Consider the following 20,046-nt stretch of genomic DNA (forward strand, 5'->3'; position numbering starts at 1 on the left):
CGATGGCAGGCTTGCGCGCTGCCACGGCACTATCGGATTCAGACGGATTTGCCTTCAAGCGTAGAACAAGGCGGGGTGCCGCAGGCAGTGCTGACGCACGGCAAGGTGCCCCAACGCAGTTATGCGCTTGAAGGCGAATCCGTATCAGGCCAGTTCGAGTGCGAGCGCCGGTTTCTCGCCGTAGTCGGCGTAGCGGTCGTTGATGGCGGCTATGCAGAACTGCAGGTCGTCGAGGATCTCGGGCGCCGTGGCGCGCAGCGCGGCGGCGTTGGCGACGACGATGCGCAGCACCTCGTTCTGCTTGAGCCGGAAGCGCGTCATGCCGTCGTCATCGCGCAGGTAGCTGAGGCAGTCAACCCAGGCATTCATGTTGTTGCCGTAGAACTCCGGGAAGCCGAACGCATCGCGGCAGGCGGCGTGGAAGGCCGGCCAGTCGCCGATCGCCGCGCCGTCGAGTCGGACCTCGGTCATCGTCATTGACCTGCCTGTGCCGACGCTTCCGCCGGCACCTCGGTGACGAAGCCCAGGCGCGTCAGCCCCTGCGATTGCGCGGCGGCCATCACCTGCGCGATGGTTTCGTAGCGCGTGTTGCGGTCGGCGCGCAATTGCACCTGCGGCTGCGGTTGCTGGGTGGCGGCCTTTTCGAGTTTCTGGCGCAGCTGGTCGAAGCTGACGGCATCGAGATTCCAGAAGATCCGGCCTTCGCCGTCGATGGACAGCGAAACGGTCGTCGGTTCGGCCGGTACCGGTTCCGATTGCGCGGCCGGCAGGTCGAGCTTGATCGCGTGCGTGAACAGCGGCGCGGCCAGGATGAAGATCACCAGCAGCACCAGCATCACATCGACCATCGGCGTGACGTTGATCTCGGCCATCGGCGCCGGTTGCTTGTTGTCGTTGAAACCGCCGAAGCTCATGGCCGGCTCACGCGCGCTGGCCGACGCGCGCGCCGGTGGTCAGGTAGGCATGCAGGTCGTGCGCGAAGGCGTCGAGCTCGGCCAGCGTGATGCGGTTGACGCGCACGAAGGCGTTGTAGGCGAGCACTGCCGGGATCGCGACCACCAGTCCGAGCGCCGTCATGATCAGCGCCTCGCCGACCGGGCCGGCGACCTTGTCGATCTGCACCGTGCCGGTTGCCGACACCGCGATCAGCGCATGATAGATGCCCCACACGGTGCCGAACAGGCCGACGAAGGGGGCGGTGGCGCCGACCGAGGCGAGCAGGGTGAGTCCGCTTTCGAGCCGCGCCGAGACGCGGTTGATTTCCTGCCGCAGCGTGCGCGTGATGAGTTCGCCGGGATCGGTGTTGGCATTGAGCGAGCCGGTCTGCGGCTTGAGGTTGGCGGCTTCCACGCTCTGCGCGGCCAGCGGCGTATAGACGTGTTCGCGATCCGCGCCGCGCAGGCCGGCGATCGCGTCCGGCAGCGACGGCGCCTGCCAGAAACGCTCGAGCGCCGAGGCGCTGCGGCGGATGCGCCACGAGCTCCAGGTCTTGGACAGGATGTAGAACCAGCTCAATATCGACATCGCCAGCAGCACGTAGGCTGCCGCGTGCGAGACCGCATCGCCCTGGGCCCAGTAGTGGGCGAGCCCCAAACCCTGATTCGCTGCAGTACCCATGTCGTTGAATCCGGTTGGCTGGTAATGAAAAAGGGGATCAGCGCAGGCCGAGCACGTCCTGCATGTCGTACAGGCCGGTCTGCTTGTCGGCCAGGAAGCGTGCCGCGCGCAGGCTGCCGGTCGCGTACGATACGCGGCTCGACGACTTGTGCGAAATCTCGATGCGCTCGCCGATGCCGGCGAACAGCACGGTGTGGTCGCCGATGATGTCGCCGCCGCGCACGGTCGCAAAGCCGATGGACGACGGATCGCGCGGGCCGGTCACGCCTTCGCGCGCCCATACCGCGACATCGTTGAGGTCCTTGCCGAGCGCGCCGGCGATCACCTCGCCCATCTTGATCGCGGTGCCGGACGGTGCATCGACCTTGTGGCGGTGGTGCGCTTCGATGATCTCGATGTCGTAGCCTTCGGAGAAATTCTTCGCCGCCATTTCGAGCAGCTTCATCGTCACGTTGACGCCCACGCTCATGTTGGGCGCGAACACGATGGCGGTCTTTTCGGCAGCCCTGGCGATGGCAGCCTTGCCGTCGGCGTCGAAGCCGGTGGTGCCGATGATCATCCTGATGCCGTGCGCCGCGCAGTATTCGAGATGCGCGAGCGTGCCTTCGGGGCGCGTGAAGTCGATCAGGAAGCCGGCTTTCGCCAGGCCCTTGGACCGGTCGGATTCGATCGCCACGCCGGCCGGTTTGCCGAGGAAGGCGCCGGCATCCTGGCCGATGGCGGGGGAAGAGGGGATGTCGAGCGCGCCGGCCAGCGTGGCGTCCGGTGCGTTGGCAATGGCTTCGACCAGCATCTGGCCCATGCGGCCGGAAGCGCCGGCCACCGCGATGTTGAGTTGAGTCATGAGGTGGATGGGATTATTTCTTCTTGGCCTTGTCGGCGATGCGGTCGAGGTAATCCTGTTCGGTCGGCAGGTCGTCGCCACCCTCGAAGCTCGATACCACGCCATCCTTGAAATGCACGGTCACGTGGCTGGTCGTGACCTCGCCGTTGCCCTTCTGCAGACGGAACGCATAATCCCAGCGATCGGCGTGGAATACATCGGTCAGCAGCGGCGTGCCGAGCAGGAACACCACCTGGTCCTGCGTCATGCCAGGCTTGAGCTGGGCCACCATTTCCTGCGAGACAAAGTTGCCTTGCTGGATGTCGGGACGATAGGGGCGCAGGAAGCCGAGGAAGCGCTTTTCCTTGACCGTCTGCACGCCGCCTGCCGTGGCTGCCTTGGCATCGCTCTTTGCCTTGTCGCCGTCTGCCGCCGCAGCCGGCTGGCTGGCGGCCACCGGAGTTGGCTCCTCCATCAGCGGATTCTTCTTGGTCGCGCAGCCTGCGACAAGTACGGCCAGCGCCGCGCACAGAACGCTGGCGGCTGCCGGGAAGCGGCCGGATTGGAAAGGCAGGTGGGGCATAGGGAATCTCGGTGGTTGAGCAATACTATGAAAACGCTATATGATAAGGCAGATATTCATTACGTGAGCAAGAACATGCCCAACAATCCATCCGAACTCAAAGCCAGCGGCCTCAAGGCGACGCTGCCCCGTCTGAAGATCCTCGATATCTTTCAGAACGCCAAGGTGCGCCACCTGAGCGCCGAAGACGTCTACAAGATGTTGCTGGCCGATAATCTCGATGTCGGTCTGGCGACCGTCTATCGCGTGCTGACGCAGTTCGAGCAAGCCGGCATCCTGCAGCGCAATCACTTCGAAACCGGCAAGGCCGTGTTCGAACTGAACGAAGGTTCGCACCACGACCACCTGGTCTGTCTCGATTGCGGCAAGGTCGAAGAGTTCTACGACGAGGAAATCGAAAAACGCCAGGTGCGCATCGCCCAGCAGTACGGCTTCGAGATCGCCGACCATGCACTGGCGCTGTACGGCCACTGCAAGGATTGCCAGAAGAAAAAGAAATAAAAGAAACGCGCTTCATGCAAAAGCCGCTCTCCGCAGGGACGAGCGGCTTTTTTGTTGGCAGGTCAGCCGGACGAGTGGCTGAGCGCGTTCGACAGCAGCTTGGCCGTGATGTCGACGATCGGGATCACGCGTTCGTAGGCCATGCGCGTCGGTCCGATCACGCCCAGCGTGCCGACCACCTTGCCGTTGACGCTGTAGGGCGAGGTCACCACGCTCATCTGGTCCATCGGCACCAGGTTCGATTCGCCGCCGATGAAGATCTGCACGCCGCTGGCCTTGTTGGAGCTGTCGAGCAGCTGCATCAGGCTGGTCTTCTGCTCGAACAGTTCGAACAACCGGCGCAGCGAGGCCATGTTGGACGACAGGTCGGTCACGCTCAGCAGATTGCGTTCGCCCGAGATCACGACGTCCTCGCTGCTGTCGTTCATGGCGTCGCTGCCGGCTTCGACCGCGATCTGCATCAGGCGCGTCATGTCGTCGCGCAACTGCTGCAGTTCGCCTTGCAGACGCAGCTTGACCTCGTCGAAGCTGAGGCCGCCGTAATGCTGGTTGATGAAGTTGGCGGCCTGCACCAACTGCGAGGGCGTGTAGTCGGTTTCGGTCAGCAGCAGGCGGTTCTGCACGTCGCCGGTGGGGCCGACGATCACCAGCAGGATGCGCTTTTCGGACAGGCGCAGGAAATCGATCTGCTGGAACACCGATTCGCGGCGCGGTGTCATCACGATGCCGGCGAACTCGGACAGCGACGACAGGATCTGCGCCGCATTGGAAATCACCTTCTGCGACGAACCCGTGTGCAGCGACGACTGCAGTTTCGATTCGACGCTGCTGTGATCGATGGTCTGCACCGTCAGCAGGGTATCGACGAACACGCGGTAGCCGCGCGGCGTCGGCACGCGGCCGGCCGAGGTGTGCGGGCTGGCGACGAACCCCATTTCCTCCAGGTCCGCCATCACGTTGCGGATGGTGGCCGGCGACAGCTCCAGTCCGGAAATGCGTGACAGTTCGCGCGAACCGACCGGCTGGCCGTCCGCGATATAGCGTTCGATCAGAGCCTTGAGCAGGGTTTGGGCGCGATTGTCGAGTTGCATGGTGAGCATATTGTAAAGAGTCGCAATGCCGTCCGGCAAGCAGTCGGACGACGCTTGCACCGTATCACACTCAACATGCCGGCATGGCCGGAAATCTCAAGAGCGGAACCGCCGCGCGCCAGGCATCAGGCCGGCTGCCGCAGCCAACGGTCGATATCGTGCAGCGTGGTGAACTGCGCGGCCGGCACGATGTGATCGGGCAAGGTTCGGCCGAAGCGGTTCATCCAGCCTGCCTGCAGGCCGGCATTCCGCGCACCGGCCACATCGAGCAGCGGATCGTCGCCCACGTAGAGCGTCTCGCCGGGTGCCACGCCGAGTGCTTCGCAGGCGGCGAGGAAAATGGCGGGATCGGGTTTGGCGCTGCCGAACTGGCGCGCGGCGAAGGAGGCCCTGAAGTGATGCGCGAGGCCGATGGCCTGCAGATCGGCAAAGCCGTTCGACACCGAGCCCAGCAGGTGGCGGTGGCCGAGGCTGGCGAGGCCCGAAGCGACGTCGTCGAACGGCGTGACGGCATTGCGTGCCTCCGAAAAGACGGCCATGGCCTGCAGCATGCGCGCGGTGTCCTCGCCGCATTCCTCGCAGGCACGGGTCAGCGTGGCATGGCGCAATGCCCACAGGTCGTAGCGGTAGCGCGGATCGGTCGGCAGCAGGTCGGCGCGCAGCGCACGCAGACCGTCCTGCGTAAAACGCTGCGTCACGCCCGGCGCATGGATGGCCAGCCATTCGTACAGCGTGTTTTCGGCGCGCTTGATGACCGCATCGAGCGGCCACAGGGTGTCGTCGAGGTCGAACAGGACTGCCTTGATCGGAGGAGTTGTCATGCGTCGCGAGGGCCATGCGCGCGCCGTGTCTTTTGCGCGAATGGGCCGGTGTCCGGGTGCAATGGAATAACAAATTATGGTCTAATCTGCTGCATCATGTTTCCCACCCCTCATTCCACTCCCTTGCCGCGTTTCCAGACCATTGCCATCGTCGGCAAATACATGGCCGGCGGTACCGCGCAGTCGCTGATGCAGATTGCGGATTGTCTCGATGCGACCGGCCGTCGCGTGCTGTTCGAAGCCGAGACCGTGCAGAATTTCTCGCTGGTCGGCTACGAGTCGAAATCGCTGCGCGAGATCGGCGAATCGGCGGATGCCGTCATCATCGTCGGCGGCGACGGCACCATGCTCGGCATCGCACGCCAGCTGGCGCCGTTCGACGTGCCGCTGATCGGCGTCAACCAGGGCCGGCTCGGCTTCATGACCGACGTTTCGCTCGACCGCATGATGCCGATGCTGCAGGAAATGCTGAACGGCTCCGTCGTCTCCGAAAAACGTACCCTGCTCGAAGGCGTGATCATGCGCGACGATGTGGTCACGCATCACAACTTGGCGCTCAACGACGTGGTGCTGTCGCGCGGTTCCGGCTCCGGCATGATCGAACTGCACGTCGAGGTCGACGGCAACTTCATGTACAACCAGCGTTCCGACGGCCTGATCGTGGCGACGCCGACCGGTTCCACCGCCTATGCGCTGTCGGCCGGCGGGCCGATTCTGCACCCGAGCGTGCATGGCATCGCGATGGTGCCGATCGCGCCGCATGCGCTGTCGAACCGGCCGATCGTGGTGCCCGATTCGAGCGAGATCGTGATCCAGGTGCTCGGCGGTCGCGAGGCCAACATCAATTTCGACATGCAGTCGGTGGCTCGCCTGCAGGACTATGACCGCATCGTCGTCAAGCGCTCCGAGCACGCGGCGACCTTCCTGCATCCTTACGGCTGGAATTACTACGATACCTTGCGCGAGAAGCTGCACTGGAACGAGTATCTGTCTGTCGAGGGACGGTTAAAATAATCGCCGCCGCGCGGCTTTCACACGCCGCGCAGGCGGACGAACAACGACACAGGGCCGATTCCATTCCATGCTGCGCACGCTTTCCATTCGCGATTTCGTCATTGTCGATGCCATCGATCTCGAGTTTTCCGCGGGATTTTCGGTGTTCACGGGCGAGACCGGCGCCGGCAAATCCATTCTGATCGATGCACTGGCCCTGGCGCTCGGCGGGCGCGGCGATGCCAGCGTGGTGCGCGAGGGCGCGGCCAAGGCCGACATCACGGCGGAATTCGCCGCTGGTCCCGAGCTCGACGCCTGGCTGGCCGACAACGCCTTTGCCAACGAGGACGGTGGCGCGCTGCTGCGGCGCGTGATCGACAGCGCCGGCCGTTCGCGCGCATTCATCAACGGCATCGCCGCCACCGCCACCCAGCTGCGCGAACTCGGCGAGAAATTGGTCGACATCCACGGCCAGCACGCACACCAGTCGCTGCTGAAGGCCGACGCGCAGCGTGTGCTGCTCGACAATCAGGCCGGCCTGCAGGAGGAGGCGAAAGCCGTGGCCGCCGCCTACAAGGCGTGGCGCGCGCTGGCGAAACAGCGCGAGGAATTCGAAACCAATGCGAAGAACGTGTTGCTCGAGCGCGAACGCCTCGAATGGCAGGTCGGCGAGCTCGAGAAGCTAGCGCCCAGGGCCGGCGAATGGAGCGAGATCAGCGCCGAGCACAGCCGCCTGTCGCATGCGGCCTCGCTGATCGAGGGCGCGCAGGAAGCCCTGCAGGCGATTTCCGAATCCGATGCCGCGCCCATCCTGTCGCAGCTGTCGGCCATCAATTCCCGCCTCGGCAAGCTGGTTGATCTCGATGCCGGCCTGCAGCCGGTGCTCGACGTGCTGGAGCCCGCGCGCATCCAGTTGCAGGAAGCGGTCTATGCGCTCAACGATTACCTGTCCCGCATCGAGCTCGACCCGGCACGGCTGCGCCAGGTCGAAACCCGGCTCGAAGACCTGCACGCGGCCTCGCGCAAGTTCCACATCGACGCCGACGCGCTGCCTCAGGAGCTCGACAATTTGTCGGCGCAACTCCAGCAGCTGGCCGACGCCAGCGACCTCGATGCCTTGCGCGCGCAGGAGGACAAACTGAAGGCGGCCTACATGGCGGCAGCGCAAAAACTGTCCAAGGCGCGTGCCAAGGCGGCCAAGGCGCTGGGCGCGGCGGTCACCACGGCGATGCAGGAACTGAGCATGGCCGGCGGCCGTTTCGAGATTGCGCTGCAATCGTGCGAGCCGGCGTCCTTCGGCCTGGAACAGGTCGAATTCCTGGTGGCCGGCCATGCCGGCACCACGCCGCGTCCGCTCGCCAAGGTCGCTTCGGGCGGCGAACTGGCGCGCATCTCGCTAGCGATCTCGGTCATCGCATCGAGCGCGACGGCGACGCCGACCCTGATCTTCGACGAGGTCGACAGCGGCATCGGCGGCGGCGTGGCCGAAGTCGTCGGCCGCCTGCTGCGCAGGCTCGGGCAGGAGCGCCAGGTACTGTGCGTGACGCACCTGCCGCAGGTCGCCAGCCAGGCCAACCGGCATTTCGAGGTCAGCAAGCGCAACAGCGACGGCAAGACGGTCTCGACCATCGCCGCGCTTGATGCCGAGGCGCGCGTGGAGGAAATCGCGCGCATGCTGGGCGGGCTCGAAATCACTGCCACCACGCGCTCGCATGCGCGCGAACTGCTGGCCGGTTGAACCGGTTTTGAACCAAACCGCGGCGCCGCCATCCATCCCTGCATCGCCCTTGCTCCGAGGAGTCCAGAACACCGCCATGCGCTTCCTTCCCGAACCTCCGCCCGCCCATGGCAAGCCGACCGGCACCGCCATCGTGCTGGTCAATCTCGGCACGCCCGATGCGCCGACCAGTTCCGCGGTGCGCCGCTACCTCAAGCAGTTCCTGTCGGACCCGCGCGTGGTCGAGATTCCGCGCCTCGTCTGGTCGCCCATCCTGCATCTGGCGATCCTGCCGTTTCGCTCCGGGCAGTCGGCCGCCAAGTACGATGCGATCTGGGAAGAGGAAGGTTCGCCGCTGCGCATCCATACCGAACGGCAGGCGCGCCTGCTGGCGCTTGCGCTGAACCGGCGCGGCCACCGCGTGCGCGTGGTGCATGCGATGCGCTACGGCAATCCCGGCGTGCCGGCGGTGCTGCGCAAGCTCAAGGAAGAAGGCTGCGAACGCATCCTCGTGCTGCCGGCCTACCCGCAGTATTCGGGTACCACCACCGCTTCCATCTTCGACGCCGTGTTCGCGCATTACCGCCAGGTGCGCGATGTGCCGGAACTGCGCTTCGTCAAGCATTACCACGACCATGAAGGCTATGTGCGCGCGCTGCGGCAGTCGGTGTTGGCGCACTGGGAAATGGCCGGCCAGCCCGAAAAGCTGGTCATGAGTTTCCACGGCGTGCCCAAGCGCACGCTGGAGCAGGGCGACCCGTATTTCCACGAATGCCAGCAGACCGCAAGGCTGCTGGCGCAGTCGCTGGGGTTGTCGCCGGAGCAGTATCTGGTGACCTTCCAGTCGCGTTTCGGCAAGGCCGAATGGCTGCAGCCCTACACCGCGCCGACTTTGCAGCAGCTCGCGCGCGACGGCGTGCGGCGCGTCGATGTGATCTGTCCCGGCTTCACCAGCGATTGCCTGGAAACGCTGGAAGAGATCGCGATGGAAGTGCGGCAGGACTTCCTGCGGGCCGGCGGCAGCGATTTTCATTACATTCCGTGCCTGAACGAGCACGAGGCCTGGATCGCGGCGCTGGCCGAGATCGCCGAGCAGCACATGATCGGCTGGCCGACGCTGGCGAATGCTGCGCAGCGCGAGGAACTCGACCGGCAACTGCGTCTGGCCGACGAGGAGCAGGCGTCACAGGACTTTCAGCCGTAGCGGCTGCAAACCAACCGCGCGCCAGCCGAAAAAATTACAACATCAAGGCGCCTGCTCGCCTTATCATCGCGGGTTGCTCCGGCACGGACGCGGCCGGAAAGTTGGCGGAGCGTCAATTTTCCCGCTGCCACTCTCTTGAAAACATGGGGGATAGCCCCATGTGGGCATTCGTATTCATTCCCGCATTCAGCCATGTTGCTGTAACCCATTGATTGTTGGAGATTTTTTCATGCAAGACCAGGACAAGTACGCCGAGCAGGCGGCATCGATGGAAGAGCCGGTAAAGGCTGGCGACGCCGAGGCGCCCGCCGCAGCGGCGCCGACGCTGGAAGAACAGCTGGCCACCGCGCAGCAGCAGATCCAGGAACTGCAGGACGCCTTCCTGCGCGCCAAGGCCGAGGCCGAGAATGCCCGACGCCGCGCCCAGGACGATATCGCACGTGCCCACAAATTCGCGATCGAGGGCTTTGCCGAGGCGCTGGTGCCGGTCAAGGACAGCCTCGAAATGGCGCTGCAGGTCGAGACGCCGTCGGTCGAGTCGCTGCGCGAAGGCGTCGAGGTGACGCTCAAGCAGCTCAATACCGCCTTCGACAAGGGCCGCCTGGTGGAAGTCCTGCCGCAGCAGGGCGACAAGCTCGATCCGATGAAGCATCAGGCGATCTCCATGGTGCCGGCTCAACAGGAGGCCAACACCATCGTCGCCGTGCTGCAGAAGGGCTACATGATCTCGGATCGCCTGCTGCGCCCCGCGCTGGTGACGGTAGCGCAGTAAAAAACGGCAAAAACGGCTTGAAAGCGGGCCGTTTCACCGCATATTGAGCGGTATCCAGCCATTTTTCATATTCAACAGTTTCGTTTTAAAGATATTTAAGGGAAGACCATCATGGGCAAAATCATCGGTATCGATCTGGGCACGACCAACTCCTGTGTCGCCGTCATGGAAGGCGGCAAGTCCAAGGTCATCGAGAATTCCGAAGGCGCGCGCACCACGCCGTCCGTCATCGCCTATCAGGAAGACGGCGAGATCCTCGTTGGCGCGCCGGCCAAGCGCCAGGCTGTCACCAATCCCAAGAACACGCTGTACGCCGTCAAGCGCCTGATCGGCCGCAAGTTCGAGGAAAAGGAAGTGCAGAAGGACATCGGCCTGATGCCTTACCAGATCAGCAAGGCCGACAACGGCGACGCCTGGGTCTCCGTGCGCGACAAGAAGCTCGCGCCGCCGCAGATCTCGGCCGAGGTGCTGCGCAAGATGAAGAAAACCGCCGAGGATTACCTGGGCGAGGAAGTGACCGAAGCCGTCATCACGGTGCCGGCCTACTTCAACGATTCGCAGCGCCAGGCGACCAAGGACGCCGGCCGCATCGCCGGCCTCGACGTCAAGCGCATCATCAACGAGCCGACCGCGGCGGCGCTGGCCTTCGGCCTCGACAAGGCAGAGAAGGGCGACCGCAAGATCGCCGTCTATGACCTCGGCGGCGGTACCTTCGACGTCTCGATCATCGAGATCGCCGACGTTGACGGCGAAAAGCAGTTCGAAGTGCTCTCGACCAACGGCGACACCTTCCTCGGCGGCGAAGACTTCGACCAGCGCCTGATCGACTACATCATCGAGGAATTCAAGAAGATCAACGGCCTCGACCTGTCGAAGGACGCGATCGCGCTGCAACGCATCAAGGCTTCGGCGGAACGCGCGAAGATCGAACTGTCGTCGTCGCAGCAGACCGAGATCAACGAACCGTACATCGCCATGGCCAACGGCGCACCGGTCCACCTGACGCTGAAGATCACGCGCGCCAAGCTGGAATCGCTGGTCGAGGACCTGATCGCCAAGTCGATCGAGCCGTGCCGCACCGCGATCAAGGATGCCGGCATCAAGGTCTCCGACATCGACGACATCATCCTGGTCGGCGGTCAGACCCGCATGCCGAAAGTGCAGGAAGCGGTGAAGGACTTCTTCGGCAAGGAGCCGCGCAAGGACGTCAACCCTGACGAAGCCGTGGCCGTCGGCGCCGCGATCCAGGGTTCGGTGCTGTCGGGCGACCGCAAGGATCTGCTGCTGCTGGACGTGACGCCGCTGTCGCTGGGCATCGAAACGCTGGGCGGCGTGATGACCAAGATGATCCAGAAGAACACCACGATCCCGACCAAGTTCAGCCAGGTGTTCTCGACCGCCGACGACAACCAGCCGGCCGTGACCATCAAGGTGTTCCAGGGCGAACGCGAAATGGCGTCCGGCAACAAGGCGCTCGGCGAATTCAACCTGGAAGGCATCCCGCCGGCCGCGCGCGGCACGCCGCAGATCGAAGTCACCTTCGACATCGATGCCAACGGCATCCTGCACGTGAGCGCCAAGGACAAGGCCACCGGCAAGGAAAACAAGATCACCATCAAGGCCAACTCGGGTCTGACCGAGGAGGAAATCCAGAAGATGGTGCAGGACGCCGAGGCCAATGCCGAAGAGGACAAGCGCGCCAAGGAAGTCGCGGAAGCGCGCAACCAGGGCGATGCGCTGGTGCACTCGACCCGCAAGTCGCTGACCGAATACGGCGACAAGCTGGAAGACGGCGAAAAGGAAAAGATCGAGGCTGCCATCAAGGAGCTCGAGGATGCCCTGAAGGATGGCGACAAGGCCGCCATCGACGAGAAGTCTGCTGCCCTGACGGCAGCGGCGCAGAAGCTCGGCGAGAAGATGTACGCCGACATGCAGGCGCAGCAGGCGGCAGCCGGCGGTGCGGCAGGTGCCGACTTCGGCGGCGCGCAGGAAGAAACCAAGCCGCAGCAAGACGATGTGGTTGACGCAGACTTCAAGGAAGTGAAGGACAACAAGTAATGCGGTAACGGCGGCGGCCAGCGATGGCCGCCGTCGCGCATGTGGTCCGCGGGCGCCGGGTCGGCGGTTGAAAAACCTCGACTCGGCGTTTGCATGAATGGCAGTTCGGAAACAGCAGAGAAAAGACAGGGCAGGTACAGATGGCGAAGCGTGATTTTTACGAGATTCTTGGTGTCGGCAAGAATGCCTCGGAAGACGAGCTCAAGAAGGCGTATCGCAAACTTGCGATGAAGCATCATCCGGATCGCAATCCGGGCAGCAAGGAAGCGGAAGAGAAATTCAAGGAAGCCAAGGAGGCTTACGAGATGCTCTCCGATCCGCAGAAGCGCGACGCCTACGACCGTTACGGCCATGCCGGTGTGGATCCCAACAACGGCATGGGCGGAGGCGCCGGCGGCTTTGCCGATGCCTTCGGCGACATCTTCGGCGACATCTTCGGTCAGGCTGCAGGACGCGGCCGTGGCGGTCCGCAGGTCTATCGCGGCGCCGACCTGCGCTACAACCTCGAGATCACGCTGGAACAGGCGGCGCATGGCTACGACACCACGATCCGCGTGCCGTCGTGGGACGAGTGCGATACCTGCCACGGCAGCGGCGCCAAGCCCGGCACCTCGCCCACCACCTGCACCACCTGCGGTGGCCACGGCCAGGTACGCATGCAGCAGGGCTTCTTCAGCGTGCTGCAGACCTGCCCGAAATGCCACGGCTCGGGCAAGATGAATCCGTCGCCGTGCACGGCCTGCAGCGGTGCCGGCAAGATCAAGCGCAACAAGACGCTCGAAGTGCAGATTCCGGCCGGCATCGACGACGGCATGCGCATCCGCTCGTCCGGCAACGGCGAACCCGGCATGAACGGCGGTCCGCCGGGCGACCTCTACGTGGAAATCCGCATCAAGCCGCATCCGGTGTTCCAGCGCGAAGGCGACGACCTGCATTGCGAGATTCCGATCTCGTTTGCCAAGGCCGCGCTCGGCGGCGAGGTCGAGGTGCCCACGCTCAATGGCAAGGCCTCCTTCACGCTGCCCGAAGGCACGCAGACCGGCAAGACCTTCCGCCTGCGCAGCAAGGGCATCAAGGGCGTGCGCTCGGGCTACGCCGGCGACCTGTTCTGCCACGTCGTGATCGAAACGCCGGTCACGCTGACCGAGCGTCAGAAGGATTTGCTGCGCGAGTTCGAGCAGCTGACGATCGAGGGCGGTTCCAAGCACAGTCCGCAGACCAAGACCTGGAAGGACAAGGTCAAGGAATTCTTCGAGTAAGCGTCATCAAGGCCGGTTTCACCGGCGCAGGAATGTGACCGCCGGGCAATTTTTGCCCGGCGGTTTGCTTTATGATGGGCGGACTGCCTGTATCTGTCTTTCTTCCGTTTCCCGTTTTGCCCCGTTCATCAATGCCCGAGTCCGTCCTTCGCAAGCCCGACTTTTCCCTTTCCCTGTTCTGCGACGATGCGGTACTGCGTGCCGCGCTGATCCTGCTCGCGCAGCGCGTCGACCCCGCCATGGTCATCGATGCCGTTCCCATGGAATCCGCATCTGCCGCATCCATGCAGGCCGATCTCGCCATCGTCGCGCACGGCGGCAGCATCGATGCGGCGGCCGTGCTGCACGAACTGCGCGCCTGCGAGTGGGAGCTTCCCGTACTTCTGCTGCTGCCGGACGACACCGCGTGTCCGGCCTACACCATCGATGGCGACATGACCGAATGCATGACGCTGCCGCTCGACGAAGCCGAGGTCGCAGCGCGCCTGCGCTACCTGATCGACATGCTGCACGCGCGCCGCGCGCAGCAGGAGCGGCTGGATATGTTGCTTGACGGCATGCGCGGCATCGGCGAGGAGCGCGGTATCGGTACCGAGGAAATGCTGGCAGGCTTCGACCGGCTCGTGCATTTCCACGACGAGGCGACGGCCGCGCACGGTCGGCGCGTGGGGCGCTATGTGCGCATCATCGCCGGCGCGGCGGGCCTGTCGCACGACGAAGTCGATCTGCTCGAGCAGGCGGCGTCGCTGCACGATATCGGCAAGATCGGCATCGCGCCGGCGCTGCTCAACAAGCACGGCCGGCTCGATCCGCAGGAGATGAGCGCGATGCGCGAGCATGCACAGATGGGCTACGACATCCTTGCCAACGGCGCCTCGTCCTTCCTGCGCACCGCTGCCGCCGTCGCGCGCTCGCACCACGAACGTTTCGACGGCGCCGGCTATCCGCAGGGGTTGCGCGGCGAGCGGATTCCGGTGGAAGCGCGCATCGTGGCGCTGGCCGACGTCTATGACGCGCTGACCTCGGCGCGCCCCTACAAGCCGGCGTGGAGTCCGGAGCAGGCCTGCGCCTTCATCACCGAAAACCGTGCCGCCTTCGATCCGGAACTGGTTGACGCGTTCATGCGCCACGGCGACGAGATCAGGACGTTGCAAACCGAACAGAGTGCCGCAGATAATTGATGCGCGGACCGCCGTTCGGCAGCAGAATGGCGGGGCGACAACACGATGTCGGTCATGAGCAAAAACAACAACCGGACGAGGTAGGCGATGAAATGGGAAGGCAACCGCGAAAGCGGCAATGTGGAAGACAGGCGCGGCAGCGGCGCGCGATTGGGCGGCCGCTCGATCGGCATCGGCACCATCGTCATCGCGCTGCTCGGCTCGTATTTCCTCGGCATCAATCCGATGACCATCATCGGCCTGTTGAGCGGTGGTCAGGTGCAGACGCAGCAGGCGCCGATCCAGGAAACGCCGGCCGACGACCAGATGGCGCGCTTCGTGCGCACCGTGCTGGCCGATACCGAGGACACCTGGGGTACCATCTTCCGCGAGAACGGCGGCACCTACCAGCAGCCGCGCCTGGTGCTGTTCACCGGCCGCACGCCGACCGCCTGCGGTACCGGCGACACCGCGGCCGGTCCGTTCTACTGTCCCGGCGACCAGAAGATCTACATCGACCTCGCGTTCTACCAGACCATGCGCGAGCGCTTCCAGGTCGCCAGCGATTTCGCCCAGGCCTATGTGATCGCGCATGAGGTCGGCCATCACGTGCAGCACATCACCGGCATCATGGACAAGGTTGACCAGGTCCGCCGCAGCGGCACCGAGAAGCAGGCCAATGCGATGTCGGTGCGTGTCGAACTGCAGGCCGACTGCTTTGCCGGCGTGTGGGCGCATCATGCCGACCGCGCGCGCGGCATCCTCGAACAGGGCGATGTGGAAAGCGCGCTGAAGGCCGCCAGCGCGATCGGCGACGATGCCTTGCAGAAGCAGTCGCAGGGCTACGTGGTGCCGGATTCGTTCACGCACGGCACCTCGGAACAGCGCGTGCGTTGGTTCAAACAGGGGATCGAAAGCGGCGACCTGAATACCTGCAACACGTTTGCGGCGCGCACGCTGTAGGCTGCCGGTCTCCAAAAAGAAAAAGCGCCCGAGGGCGCTTTTTCATGGCTGCTTCCCGAAGACTAGAAGCAATGCTCGGGCGCCGGAAAGGTACCGTCCTTCACCTCGCGGATGTAGGCGCGCACCGCGCCTTCGATGCTGTCCTGGCCCTGCATGAAGTTCTTCACGAAGCGCGCCTTCTTGCCCGGAAAGACGTCGATGAAGTCGTGCATGACGAGCACCTGGCCCGAGCAGTCGGGACCGGCACCGATGCCGATGGTGGGAATGGAGACCGCTTCGGTGACCGCCTTGCCCAGTGACGCCGGAATGGCTTCGAGCAGCAGTTGCGCGGCACCGGCTTCCTGCAGCGCGCGCGCATCCTTGATCATCTGTTCGGCCGCCTCGGTGCTTTTTCCCTGCACCTTGTAGCCGCCGAACTGATGCACGAACTGCGGCGTCAGGCCGAGATGGGCCATCACCGGGATCGCGCGCTCGCTCAGGAAACGCACCGTATCGACGAGCCAGGCGCCGCCTTCGATCTTGACCATCTTGGCGCCGGCCTGCACGAGCTTGACGGCGTTGCGATAGGCATCTTCCCTGGTCGCGTAGGAGCCGAACGGCATGTCGGACATGACGAAGGCGGTCCTGGCGCCGCGCGCGACGCTGGCCGTGTGGTAGGCGACGTCCTCGATCGTGACCGGCAGCGTGGAATCGTGTCCCTGGCAGACCATGCCGAGCGAGTCGCCGATCAGCAGCATCTCGACGCCGCACATGTCCATCAGCGAGGCGAAGCTCGCATCGTAGGCGGTCAGCATGGTGATCTTCTCGCCGCGGTCGCGCATGGCCTGCAGCGACGTGATCGTGACCGGCTTGGTGCGTTGTGCGTTTTCCTGCAGATAACTGGCCATTATTCCCCCCGGCTGAAAAACTCGCGCTTGCCGCGCATGTTGGCGATGCGCTGCAGCAGCAGCGCGAAATCCTCGTCGTTGTCGATGGGATTCAGGTGTTCGGTGTTGACGATCAGCAGCGGCGACGCCTCGTAGTCGTAGAAGATGCGGCTGTAGGCTTCGCACAGCTTCTCGATGTAGTTTTCGGAGATCGCCGCTTCCATCGGAATGCCGCGCTTGCGGATGCGGTCGATCAGCGTGGCCGGCTCGGCCTGCAGATAGATGACGAGGTCCGGCAGCGGCGCCTGCGGGCGCAGGTGTTCGTAGAGTTGCTGGTACAGCGCCAGTTCGTCGTCGCCGAGCGTCAGCCGCGCGAAGATCGGGTCCTTGTCGAGCAGGAAGTCGGAGACGATGCGCGCGTCGAACAGATCGGGCTGCGCCAGGTCGCGCAACTGGTTCAGGCGCTGGAACAGGAAGAACATCTGCGTCGGCAGCGCGTAGCGCGCGGCGTCGCGGTAGAACTTTTCGAGGAAGGGATTTTCCTCCGGCAGTTCGAGCAGGGTTTGCGCCTCGAGCTGCGCGGCCAGCTTGCGCGACAGGCTGGTCTTGCCGGCGCCGATGGCGCCTTCGACCACGATGTATTTGTAGTTGTCCAGATTCATTGCGTTATTGGTGCTGTATCGGTGCCTTCCCGGTCTTCAGGAACGGAAGATGAAATATACCGCGCCGACCAGGCACAGTGCCGCCCATACGTAATCGAGCTTGAACGGCTGACCCATGAAGAACAGCGCGAACGGCACGAAAACCGTGAGTGTAATCGCTTCCTGCAGGATTTTCAGTTGAGCCAGGCTCATCTCGGTGTAGCCGATGCGGTTGGCCGGCACCTGCAGCAGGTATTCGAACAGCGCGATGCCCCAGCTGATCAGCGCGGCGATCCACCACGGCTTGGAGGCGAGGCCCTTCAGATGACCGTACCAGGCGAAGGTCATGAAGACGTTGGACAGCGTCAGCAGGACGGTGGTCTGCACGATGACGGGAATCTGCATGAGGGCCTCGAAATCGGAAGGTGAGGAAAGTCAGGGAATCCGCGCGATCGCCTGATCGGCAACGCCGGCCACGAAACCGTGCGCAGAGCCCTGGCCCGGAATCTCGATGAAGGGATCGATCTGCAGCAGCGGGATCAGCACGAAGGCGCGCACGGTCAGGCGCGGATGCGGTACGGTCAGCTCGGGTGTGGCGATGCGCTCGTCGCCGTACAGCAGCAGGTCGAGATCGAGGGTACGTGGCGCGTTGAGGTAGGAGCGCTGGCGGCCGAACTGTGTTTCGAGCGCGAGCAATTGCTGCAGCAAGGTGTGGGCATCGAGCGTGGTGTCGAGCTGCGCGACCGCGTTGACGTAGTCGTCGCCGTCGGCGTCGATCGGCGCGGTGCGGAACAGTGCCGACTGTGCGCTCAGGCGCGTGCCGGGCAGGGTATCGAGCGCGAGAATGGCTTGCGCCACCGTCTCGCGCGCAGCGCCGAGATTGGCGCCGATGCCGACGTAGGCGCGCGTCATTCGCTCTGGTCCGCTCCGGTGCTGCCTTGCTCTTGGCCTTGGCCCTTGCGGCTGCGCCCGCCGCGACGGCGGCGCTTCTTGGCCGGCGCTGCCGCTTCTTCGCCGCCGGCCGTATTGCGTGCAGCGGGTTTCTTCGCCAGCAGTCGTTCGCGTTCGGGGCCGTCGGCGGCGACGAAGTCGGTCCACCAGTCGCCGATCTCGCGCTCGATCTCGCCCGAGGCGCAGCGCAGCAGCAGGAAGTCGTAGCCGGCGCGGAAGCGCTGATGTTCGATCAGCTTGTACGGCGTCTTGCCGACGCGGCGGTCGAAGCGCGGCTGCATGGCCCAGATGTCGCGCATGTCGGAGGCGATCTTGCGCTGCAGCGCGAGCTTGTCGGTCTGCGTGTTGAGCACGTCGTCGGCGGCCAGGTGCAGCGCCGGAATCGGATATTCGCCGGCGGCCTGGTAGGCCTTCCATTTTTCCAGCACCTGATGCCAGAGCAGGGCCGCGAACAGGAAGCCCGGCGACACCGGTTTGCCCTGTCGCACCCGCTCGTCGGTGGCGTCGAGCGCGAGGCGCACGAACTTCTCGCCGAGCGGCTGTTCGAGCACGACGTCGAGCAGCGGCAGCAGGCCGTGGTGCAGGCCTTCCTTGCGCAACTGCTGCAGGCAGGCCAGCGCATGACCGCTCAGCAGCAGCTTCAGCATCTCGTCGAACACGCGCGCGGCCGGCACGTTGTTGACCAGCGGCGCCATGACCGAGATCGGCGCGCGCGTATCCTCGGCGATCGTGAAGTTGAGCTTGGCGGCGAAGCGCACCACGCGCAGCAGGCGCACCGGGTCTTCGCGGTAGCGCGCCTCGGGCACGCCGATGATGCGCAGCGTCTTGTTGCGGATGTCGGCCATGCCGCCGTGGTAGTCGAGCACGCGCTGCGTGGCCGGGTCGTAGTACATGGCGTTGATGGTGAAGTCGCGCCGCAGCGCATCCTCGTGCTGTTCGCCGAAGGTGTTGTCGCGCAGCACGCGGCCGTGTTCGTCCTTGGGCGCGTCTTCGGCGGAGGCGCCGCGGAAGGTCGTCACCTCGAGCAGGTCCTGACCGAACATGACATGCACGATCTGGAAGCGGCGGCCGATGATGAAGGCGCGCCGGAACAGTTTCTTGACCTGTTCGGGCGTGGCGTCGGTGGCGATGTCGAAATCCTTGGGCTTGACGCCGAGCAGCAGGTCGCGCACCGCGCCGCCGACGAGGAAGGCCTTGAAGCCGGCCTGCTGCAGCGTGCTGGTGACGCGGATCGCGTTGTTGGAGACCAGCTTGGGATCGATGCCGTGTTCCTGCGCCGTCAGGATGTCGGGCTGGGTGGCGTCGCCACGCTTCTTCTTGGGGCCGAGGATGCGGCGGATGAGCTTCTTGATCATTGTTGTTCGAACAGGCGGATGATCGGCCAGCCGTGCGCCTGCGCGTGGGCGGCCAGCAGGGCATTAGGGTTGGTGGCGACGGGATGAGTGACGAGGGACATCAGCGGAATATCGTTCTGCGAATCGCTGTAGAAATAACTGCGCTCGAAATCCTGCAGGGTCTGGCCGCGCGCGGCCAGCCAGGCGTTGGTATGCGCAATTTTACCCGCGCCCGAGCTCGGTATGCCGATCAGTTTGCCGGTCGGGCAACCCTGGTCGTCGTATTCGGGTTCGGCTGCCAGCAGGTGCTCGACCTCGAGCGCGCGCGCGATCGGCGCCGTCACGAAGCGGTTGGTGGCGGTGACGATGGCGACCAGGTCGCCGGCATCCTGGTGCTGCTTCACGAGGTCGCGTGCGGCCGGCAGGATCTTCGGTTCGATGACCTCGCGCATGTAGGCGAGCTGCCAGTCGTCGAGTTGCTGCTTGGAGAATCTGGCCAGCGTGCCGAGCGCGAATTCCAGGTATTCGACCGGATCGAGCGTGCCGGCTTCGTATTGCGCATAGAAGGCGTCGTTCTGCCTGGCGAAGCCGACCGGATCGACGGCGCCGGTGCGCACCAGGAATTCGCCCCACTCGTGGTCGGAGTCTAGAGGCAGCAGCGTGTGGTCGAGGTCGAACAGGGCAAGATTCAT

22 protein-coding genes are annotated in these 20,046 nt (G+C 64.4%); 9 read left to right on the forward strand and 13 right to left on the reverse strand.

Translation table 11 applies throughout. From position 1 onward, the window contains the following. Nucleotides 1–144 precede the first annotated feature (144 nt). The 5 genes from IEV38_RS08850 to IEV38_RS08870 are packed head-to-tail and all read right to left on the reverse strand — an operon-like array spanning nt 145 to nt 3,023. Entirely contained in the window at nt 145–471 is a 327-nt protein-coding gene (locus IEV38_RS08850; protein ID WP_188396117.1) for a barstar family protein, read from the reverse strand. 2 nt (nt 472–473) lie between these two features. Then, entirely contained in the window at nt 474–914 is a 441-nt protein-coding gene (locus IEV38_RS08855) for an ExbD/TolR family protein (protein ID WP_188395819.1), read from the reverse strand. A gap of 7 nt (nt 915–921) precedes the next feature. Then, nucleotides 922–1,617 carry a MotA/TolQ/ExbB proton channel family protein gene (locus tag IEV38_RS08860; protein ID WP_188395820.1) on the reverse strand — a complete coding sequence of 232 codons (696 nt, stop codon included), beginning with the start codon at nt 1,615–1,617 and terminating at the stop codon, nt 922–924. Between the two features lie 37 nt (nt 1,618–1,654). Continuing rightward, on the reverse strand, nt 1,655–2,461 hold the full coding sequence (dapB, locus tag IEV38_RS08865) for a 4-hydroxy-tetrahydrodipicolinate reductase (RefSeq protein WP_188395821.1): 807 nt from the start codon (nt 2,459–2,461) through the stop codon (nt 1,655–1,657). Nucleotides 2,462–2,474: 13 nt separating this feature from the next. Next, nucleotides 2,475–3,023, reverse strand: coding sequence for an outer membrane protein assembly factor BamE (locus IEV38_RS08870; RefSeq protein WP_188395822.1), 549 nt, complete (start codon nt 3,021–3,023; stop codon nt 2,475–2,477). Between the two features lie 75 nt (nt 3,024–3,098). Between IEV38_RS08870 and fur the strand changes: the two genes are divergently transcribed. Beyond that, nucleotides 3,099–3,524 (forward strand): ferric iron uptake transcriptional regulator, encoded by a 426-nt coding sequence (gene fur / locus IEV38_RS08875; RefSeq protein WP_188396118.1) that lies wholly within the window; start codon nt 3,099–3,101, stop codon nt 3,522–3,524. Nucleotides 3,525–3,586: 62 nt separating this feature from the next. Here fur and hrcA read toward each other — a convergent pair whose 3' ends face one another. Further along, nucleotides 3,587–4,615, reverse strand: a complete 1,029-nt coding sequence (gene hrcA, locus IEV38_RS08880; protein ID WP_188395823.1) for a heat-inducible transcriptional repressor HrcA — start codon at nt 4,613–4,615, stop codon at nt 3,587–3,589. Nucleotides 4,616–4,740: 125 nt separating this feature from the next. Further along, complete coding sequence (locus IEV38_RS08885) at nt 4,741–5,436, reverse strand: HAD family hydrolase (protein WP_188395824.1); 696 nt, start codon at nt 5,434–5,436, stop codon at nt 4,741–4,743. Between the two features lie 96 nt (nt 5,437–5,532). Here IEV38_RS08885 and IEV38_RS08890 point away from each other — a divergent pair, with 96 nt between their 5' ends. The 8 genes from IEV38_RS08890 to ypfJ all read left to right on the forward strand — a co-directional run bounded on the left by IEV38_RS08890 (nt 5,533) and on the right by ypfJ (nt 15,562). Further along, nucleotides 5,533–6,450, forward strand: coding sequence for an NAD kinase (locus tag IEV38_RS08890; protein WP_188395825.1), 918 nt, complete (start codon nt 5,533–5,535; stop codon nt 6,448–6,450). Nucleotides 6,451–6,517: 67 nt separating this feature from the next. Then, the gene (recN, locus tag IEV38_RS08895) at nt 6,518–8,167 is read left to right on the forward strand and encodes a DNA repair protein RecN (RefSeq protein ID WP_188395826.1); all 1,650 of its coding nucleotides are present in this window, start codon (nt 6,518–6,520) and stop codon (nt 8,165–8,167) included. A gap of 76 nt (nt 8,168–8,243) precedes the next feature. Further along, entirely contained in the window at nt 8,244–9,350 is a 1,107-nt protein-coding gene (gene hemH, locus IEV38_RS08900) for a ferrochelatase (protein ID WP_188395827.1), read from the forward strand. Nucleotides 9,351–9,579: 229 nt separating this feature from the next. Further along, nucleotides 9,580–10,122 carry a nucleotide exchange factor GrpE gene (gene grpE, locus IEV38_RS08905; RefSeq protein ID WP_188395828.1) on the forward strand — a complete coding sequence of 181 codons (543 nt, stop codon included), beginning with the start codon at nt 9,580–9,582 and terminating at the stop codon, nt 10,120–10,122. A 111-nt stretch (nt 10,123–10,233) separates the two neighbouring features. Then, nucleotides 10,234–12,180 (forward strand): molecular chaperone DnaK, encoded by a 1,947-nt coding sequence (gene dnaK / locus IEV38_RS08910; protein ID WP_188395829.1) that lies wholly within the window; start codon nt 10,234–10,236, stop codon nt 12,178–12,180. 140 nt (nt 12,181–12,320) lie between these two features. Continuing rightward, nucleotides 12,321–13,439, forward strand: a complete 1,119-nt coding sequence (gene dnaJ / locus IEV38_RS08915; RefSeq protein WP_188395830.1) for a molecular chaperone DnaJ — start codon at nt 12,321–12,323, stop codon at nt 13,437–13,439. 131 nt (nt 13,440–13,570) lie between these two features. Beyond that, nucleotides 13,571–14,620 carry an HD-GYP domain-containing protein gene (locus tag IEV38_RS08920; RefSeq protein ID WP_188395831.1) on the forward strand — a complete coding sequence of 350 codons (1,050 nt, stop codon included), beginning with the start codon at nt 13,571–13,573 and terminating at the stop codon, nt 14,618–14,620. Between the two features lie 87 nt (nt 14,621–14,707). Further along, nucleotides 14,708–15,562 carry a KPN_02809 family neutral zinc metallopeptidase gene (gene ypfJ / locus IEV38_RS08925; protein WP_188395832.1) on the forward strand — a complete coding sequence of 285 codons (855 nt, stop codon included), beginning with the start codon at nt 14,708–14,710 and terminating at the stop codon, nt 15,560–15,562. A gap of 62 nt (nt 15,563–15,624) precedes the next feature. Here the strand turns inward: ypfJ and panB are convergent, their stop codons facing one another. From panB to IEV38_RS08955, 6 genes are read right to left on the reverse strand one after another with little or no spacing between them, the layout of a single operon-like run. Continuing rightward, on the reverse strand, nt 15,625–16,449 hold the full coding sequence (panB, locus tag IEV38_RS08930; RefSeq protein WP_188395833.1) for a 3-methyl-2-oxobutanoate hydroxymethyltransferase: 825 nt from the start codon (nt 16,447–16,449) through the stop codon (nt 15,625–15,627). Continuing rightward, nucleotides 16,449–17,090 (reverse strand): deoxynucleoside kinase, encoded by a 642-nt coding sequence (locus tag IEV38_RS08935; protein WP_188395834.1) that lies wholly within the window; start codon nt 17,088–17,090, stop codon nt 16,449–16,451. Before IEV38_RS08935 ends, panB begins: the two co-directional genes overlap by 1 nt. Before the next feature lie 36 nt (nt 17,091–17,126). Further along, the gene (locus IEV38_RS08940) at nt 17,127–17,474 is read right to left on the reverse strand and encodes a DMT family protein (RefSeq protein WP_188395835.1); all 348 of its coding nucleotides are present in this window, start codon (nt 17,472–17,474) and stop codon (nt 17,127–17,129) included. 30 nt (nt 17,475–17,504) lie between these two features. Then, nucleotides 17,505–17,981, reverse strand: a complete 477-nt coding sequence (gene folK / locus IEV38_RS08945; protein WP_188395836.1) for a 2-amino-4-hydroxy-6-hydroxymethyldihydropteridine diphosphokinase — start codon at nt 17,979–17,981, stop codon at nt 17,505–17,507. Then, nucleotides 17,978–19,375: a polynucleotide adenylyltransferase PcnB gene (pcnB, locus tag IEV38_RS08950; RefSeq protein WP_188395837.1), complete on the reverse strand. Its 1,398-nt coding sequence runs from the start codon at nt 19,373–19,375 to the stop codon at nt 17,978–17,980. The genes folK and pcnB overlap by 4 nt, the downstream gene beginning before the upstream one ends. Continuing rightward, nucleotides 19,372–20,046, reverse strand: coding sequence for a histidinol-phosphatase (locus tag IEV38_RS08955; RefSeq protein ID WP_188395838.1), 675 nt, complete (start codon nt 20,044–20,046; stop codon nt 19,372–19,374). The genes pcnB and IEV38_RS08955 overlap by 4 nt, the downstream gene beginning before the upstream one ends.

Origin of the sequence: Oxalicibacterium flavum (assembly GCF_014635065.1) — a bacterium.
Lineage (GTDB): Bacteria > Pseudomonadota > Gammaproteobacteria > Burkholderiales > Burkholderiaceae_D > Oxalicibacterium > Oxalicibacterium flavum.

What these genes read in the sequence shown, in the direction of transcription:
- IEV38_RS08850 (WP_188396117.1), bottom strand. Translation starts at nt 471, where the DNA reads ATGACCGAGGTCCGACTCGACGGCGCGGCGATCGGCGACTGGCCGGCC.
- IEV38_RS08855 (WP_188395819.1), bottom strand. Translation starts at nt 914, where the DNA reads ATGAGCTTCGGCGGTTTCAACGACAACAAGCAACCGGCGCCGATGGCC.
- IEV38_RS08860 (WP_188395820.1), bottom strand. Translation starts at nt 1,617, where the DNA reads ATGGGTACTGCAGCGAATCAGGGTTTGGGGCTCGCCCACTACTGGGCC.
- dapB (WP_188395821.1), bottom strand. Translation starts at nt 2,461, where the DNA reads ATGACTCAACTCAACATCGCGGTGGCCGGCGCTTCCGGCCGCATGGGC.
- IEV38_RS08870 (WP_188395822.1), bottom strand. Translation starts at nt 3,023, where the DNA reads ATGCCCCACCTGCCTTTCCAATCCGGCCGCTTCCCGGCAGCCGCCAGC.
- fur (WP_188396118.1), top strand. Translation starts at nt 3,099, where the DNA reads ATGCCCAACAATCCATCCGAACTCAAAGCCAGCGGCCTCAAGGCGACG.
- hrcA (WP_188395823.1), bottom strand. Translation starts at nt 4,615, where the DNA reads ATGCAACTCGACAATCGCGCCCAAACCCTGCTCAAGGCTCTGATCGAA.
- IEV38_RS08885 (WP_188395824.1), bottom strand. Translation starts at nt 5,436, where the DNA reads ATGACAACTCCTCCGATCAAGGCAGTCCTGTTCGACCTCGACGACACC.
- IEV38_RS08890 (WP_188395825.1), top strand. Translation starts at nt 5,533, where the DNA reads ATGTTTCCCACCCCTCATTCCACTCCCTTGCCGCGTTTCCAGACCATT.
- recN (WP_188395826.1), top strand. Translation starts at nt 6,518, where the DNA reads ATGCTGCGCACGCTTTCCATTCGCGATTTCGTCATTGTCGATGCCATC.
- hemH (WP_188395827.1), top strand. Translation starts at nt 8,244, where the DNA reads ATGCGCTTCCTTCCCGAACCTCCGCCCGCCCATGGCAAGCCGACCGGC.
- grpE (WP_188395828.1), top strand. Translation starts at nt 9,580, where the DNA reads ATGCAAGACCAGGACAAGTACGCCGAGCAGGCGGCATCGATGGAAGAG.
- dnaK (WP_188395829.1), top strand. Translation starts at nt 10,234, where the DNA reads ATGGGCAAAATCATCGGTATCGATCTGGGCACGACCAACTCCTGTGTC.
- dnaJ (WP_188395830.1), top strand. Translation starts at nt 12,321, where the DNA reads ATGGCGAAGCGTGATTTTTACGAGATTCTTGGTGTCGGCAAGAATGCC.
- IEV38_RS08920 (WP_188395831.1), top strand. Translation starts at nt 13,571, where the DNA reads ATGCCCGAGTCCGTCCTTCGCAAGCCCGACTTTTCCCTTTCCCTGTTC.
- ypfJ (WP_188395832.1), top strand. Translation starts at nt 14,708, where the DNA reads ATGAAATGGGAAGGCAACCGCGAAAGCGGCAATGTGGAAGACAGGCGC.
- panB (WP_188395833.1), bottom strand. Translation starts at nt 16,449, where the DNA reads ATGGCCAGTTATCTGCAGGAAAACGCACAACGCACCAAGCCGGTCACG.
- IEV38_RS08935 (WP_188395834.1), bottom strand. Translation starts at nt 17,090, where the DNA reads ATGAATCTGGACAACTACAAATACATCGTGGTCGAAGGCGCCATCGGC.
- IEV38_RS08940 (WP_188395835.1), bottom strand. Translation starts at nt 17,474, where the DNA reads ATGCAGATTCCCGTCATCGTGCAGACCACCGTCCTGCTGACGCTGTCC.
- folK (WP_188395836.1), bottom strand. Translation starts at nt 17,981, where the DNA reads ATGACGCGCGCCTACGTCGGCATCGGCGCCAATCTCGGCGCTGCGCGC.
- pcnB (WP_188395837.1), bottom strand. Translation starts at nt 19,375, where the DNA reads ATGATCAAGAAGCTCATCCGCCGCATCCTCGGCCCCAAGAAGAAGCGT.
- IEV38_RS08955 (WP_188395838.1), bottom strand. Translation starts at nt 20,046, where the DNA reads ATGAATCTTGCCCTGTTCGACCTCGACCACACGCTGCTGCCTCTAGAC.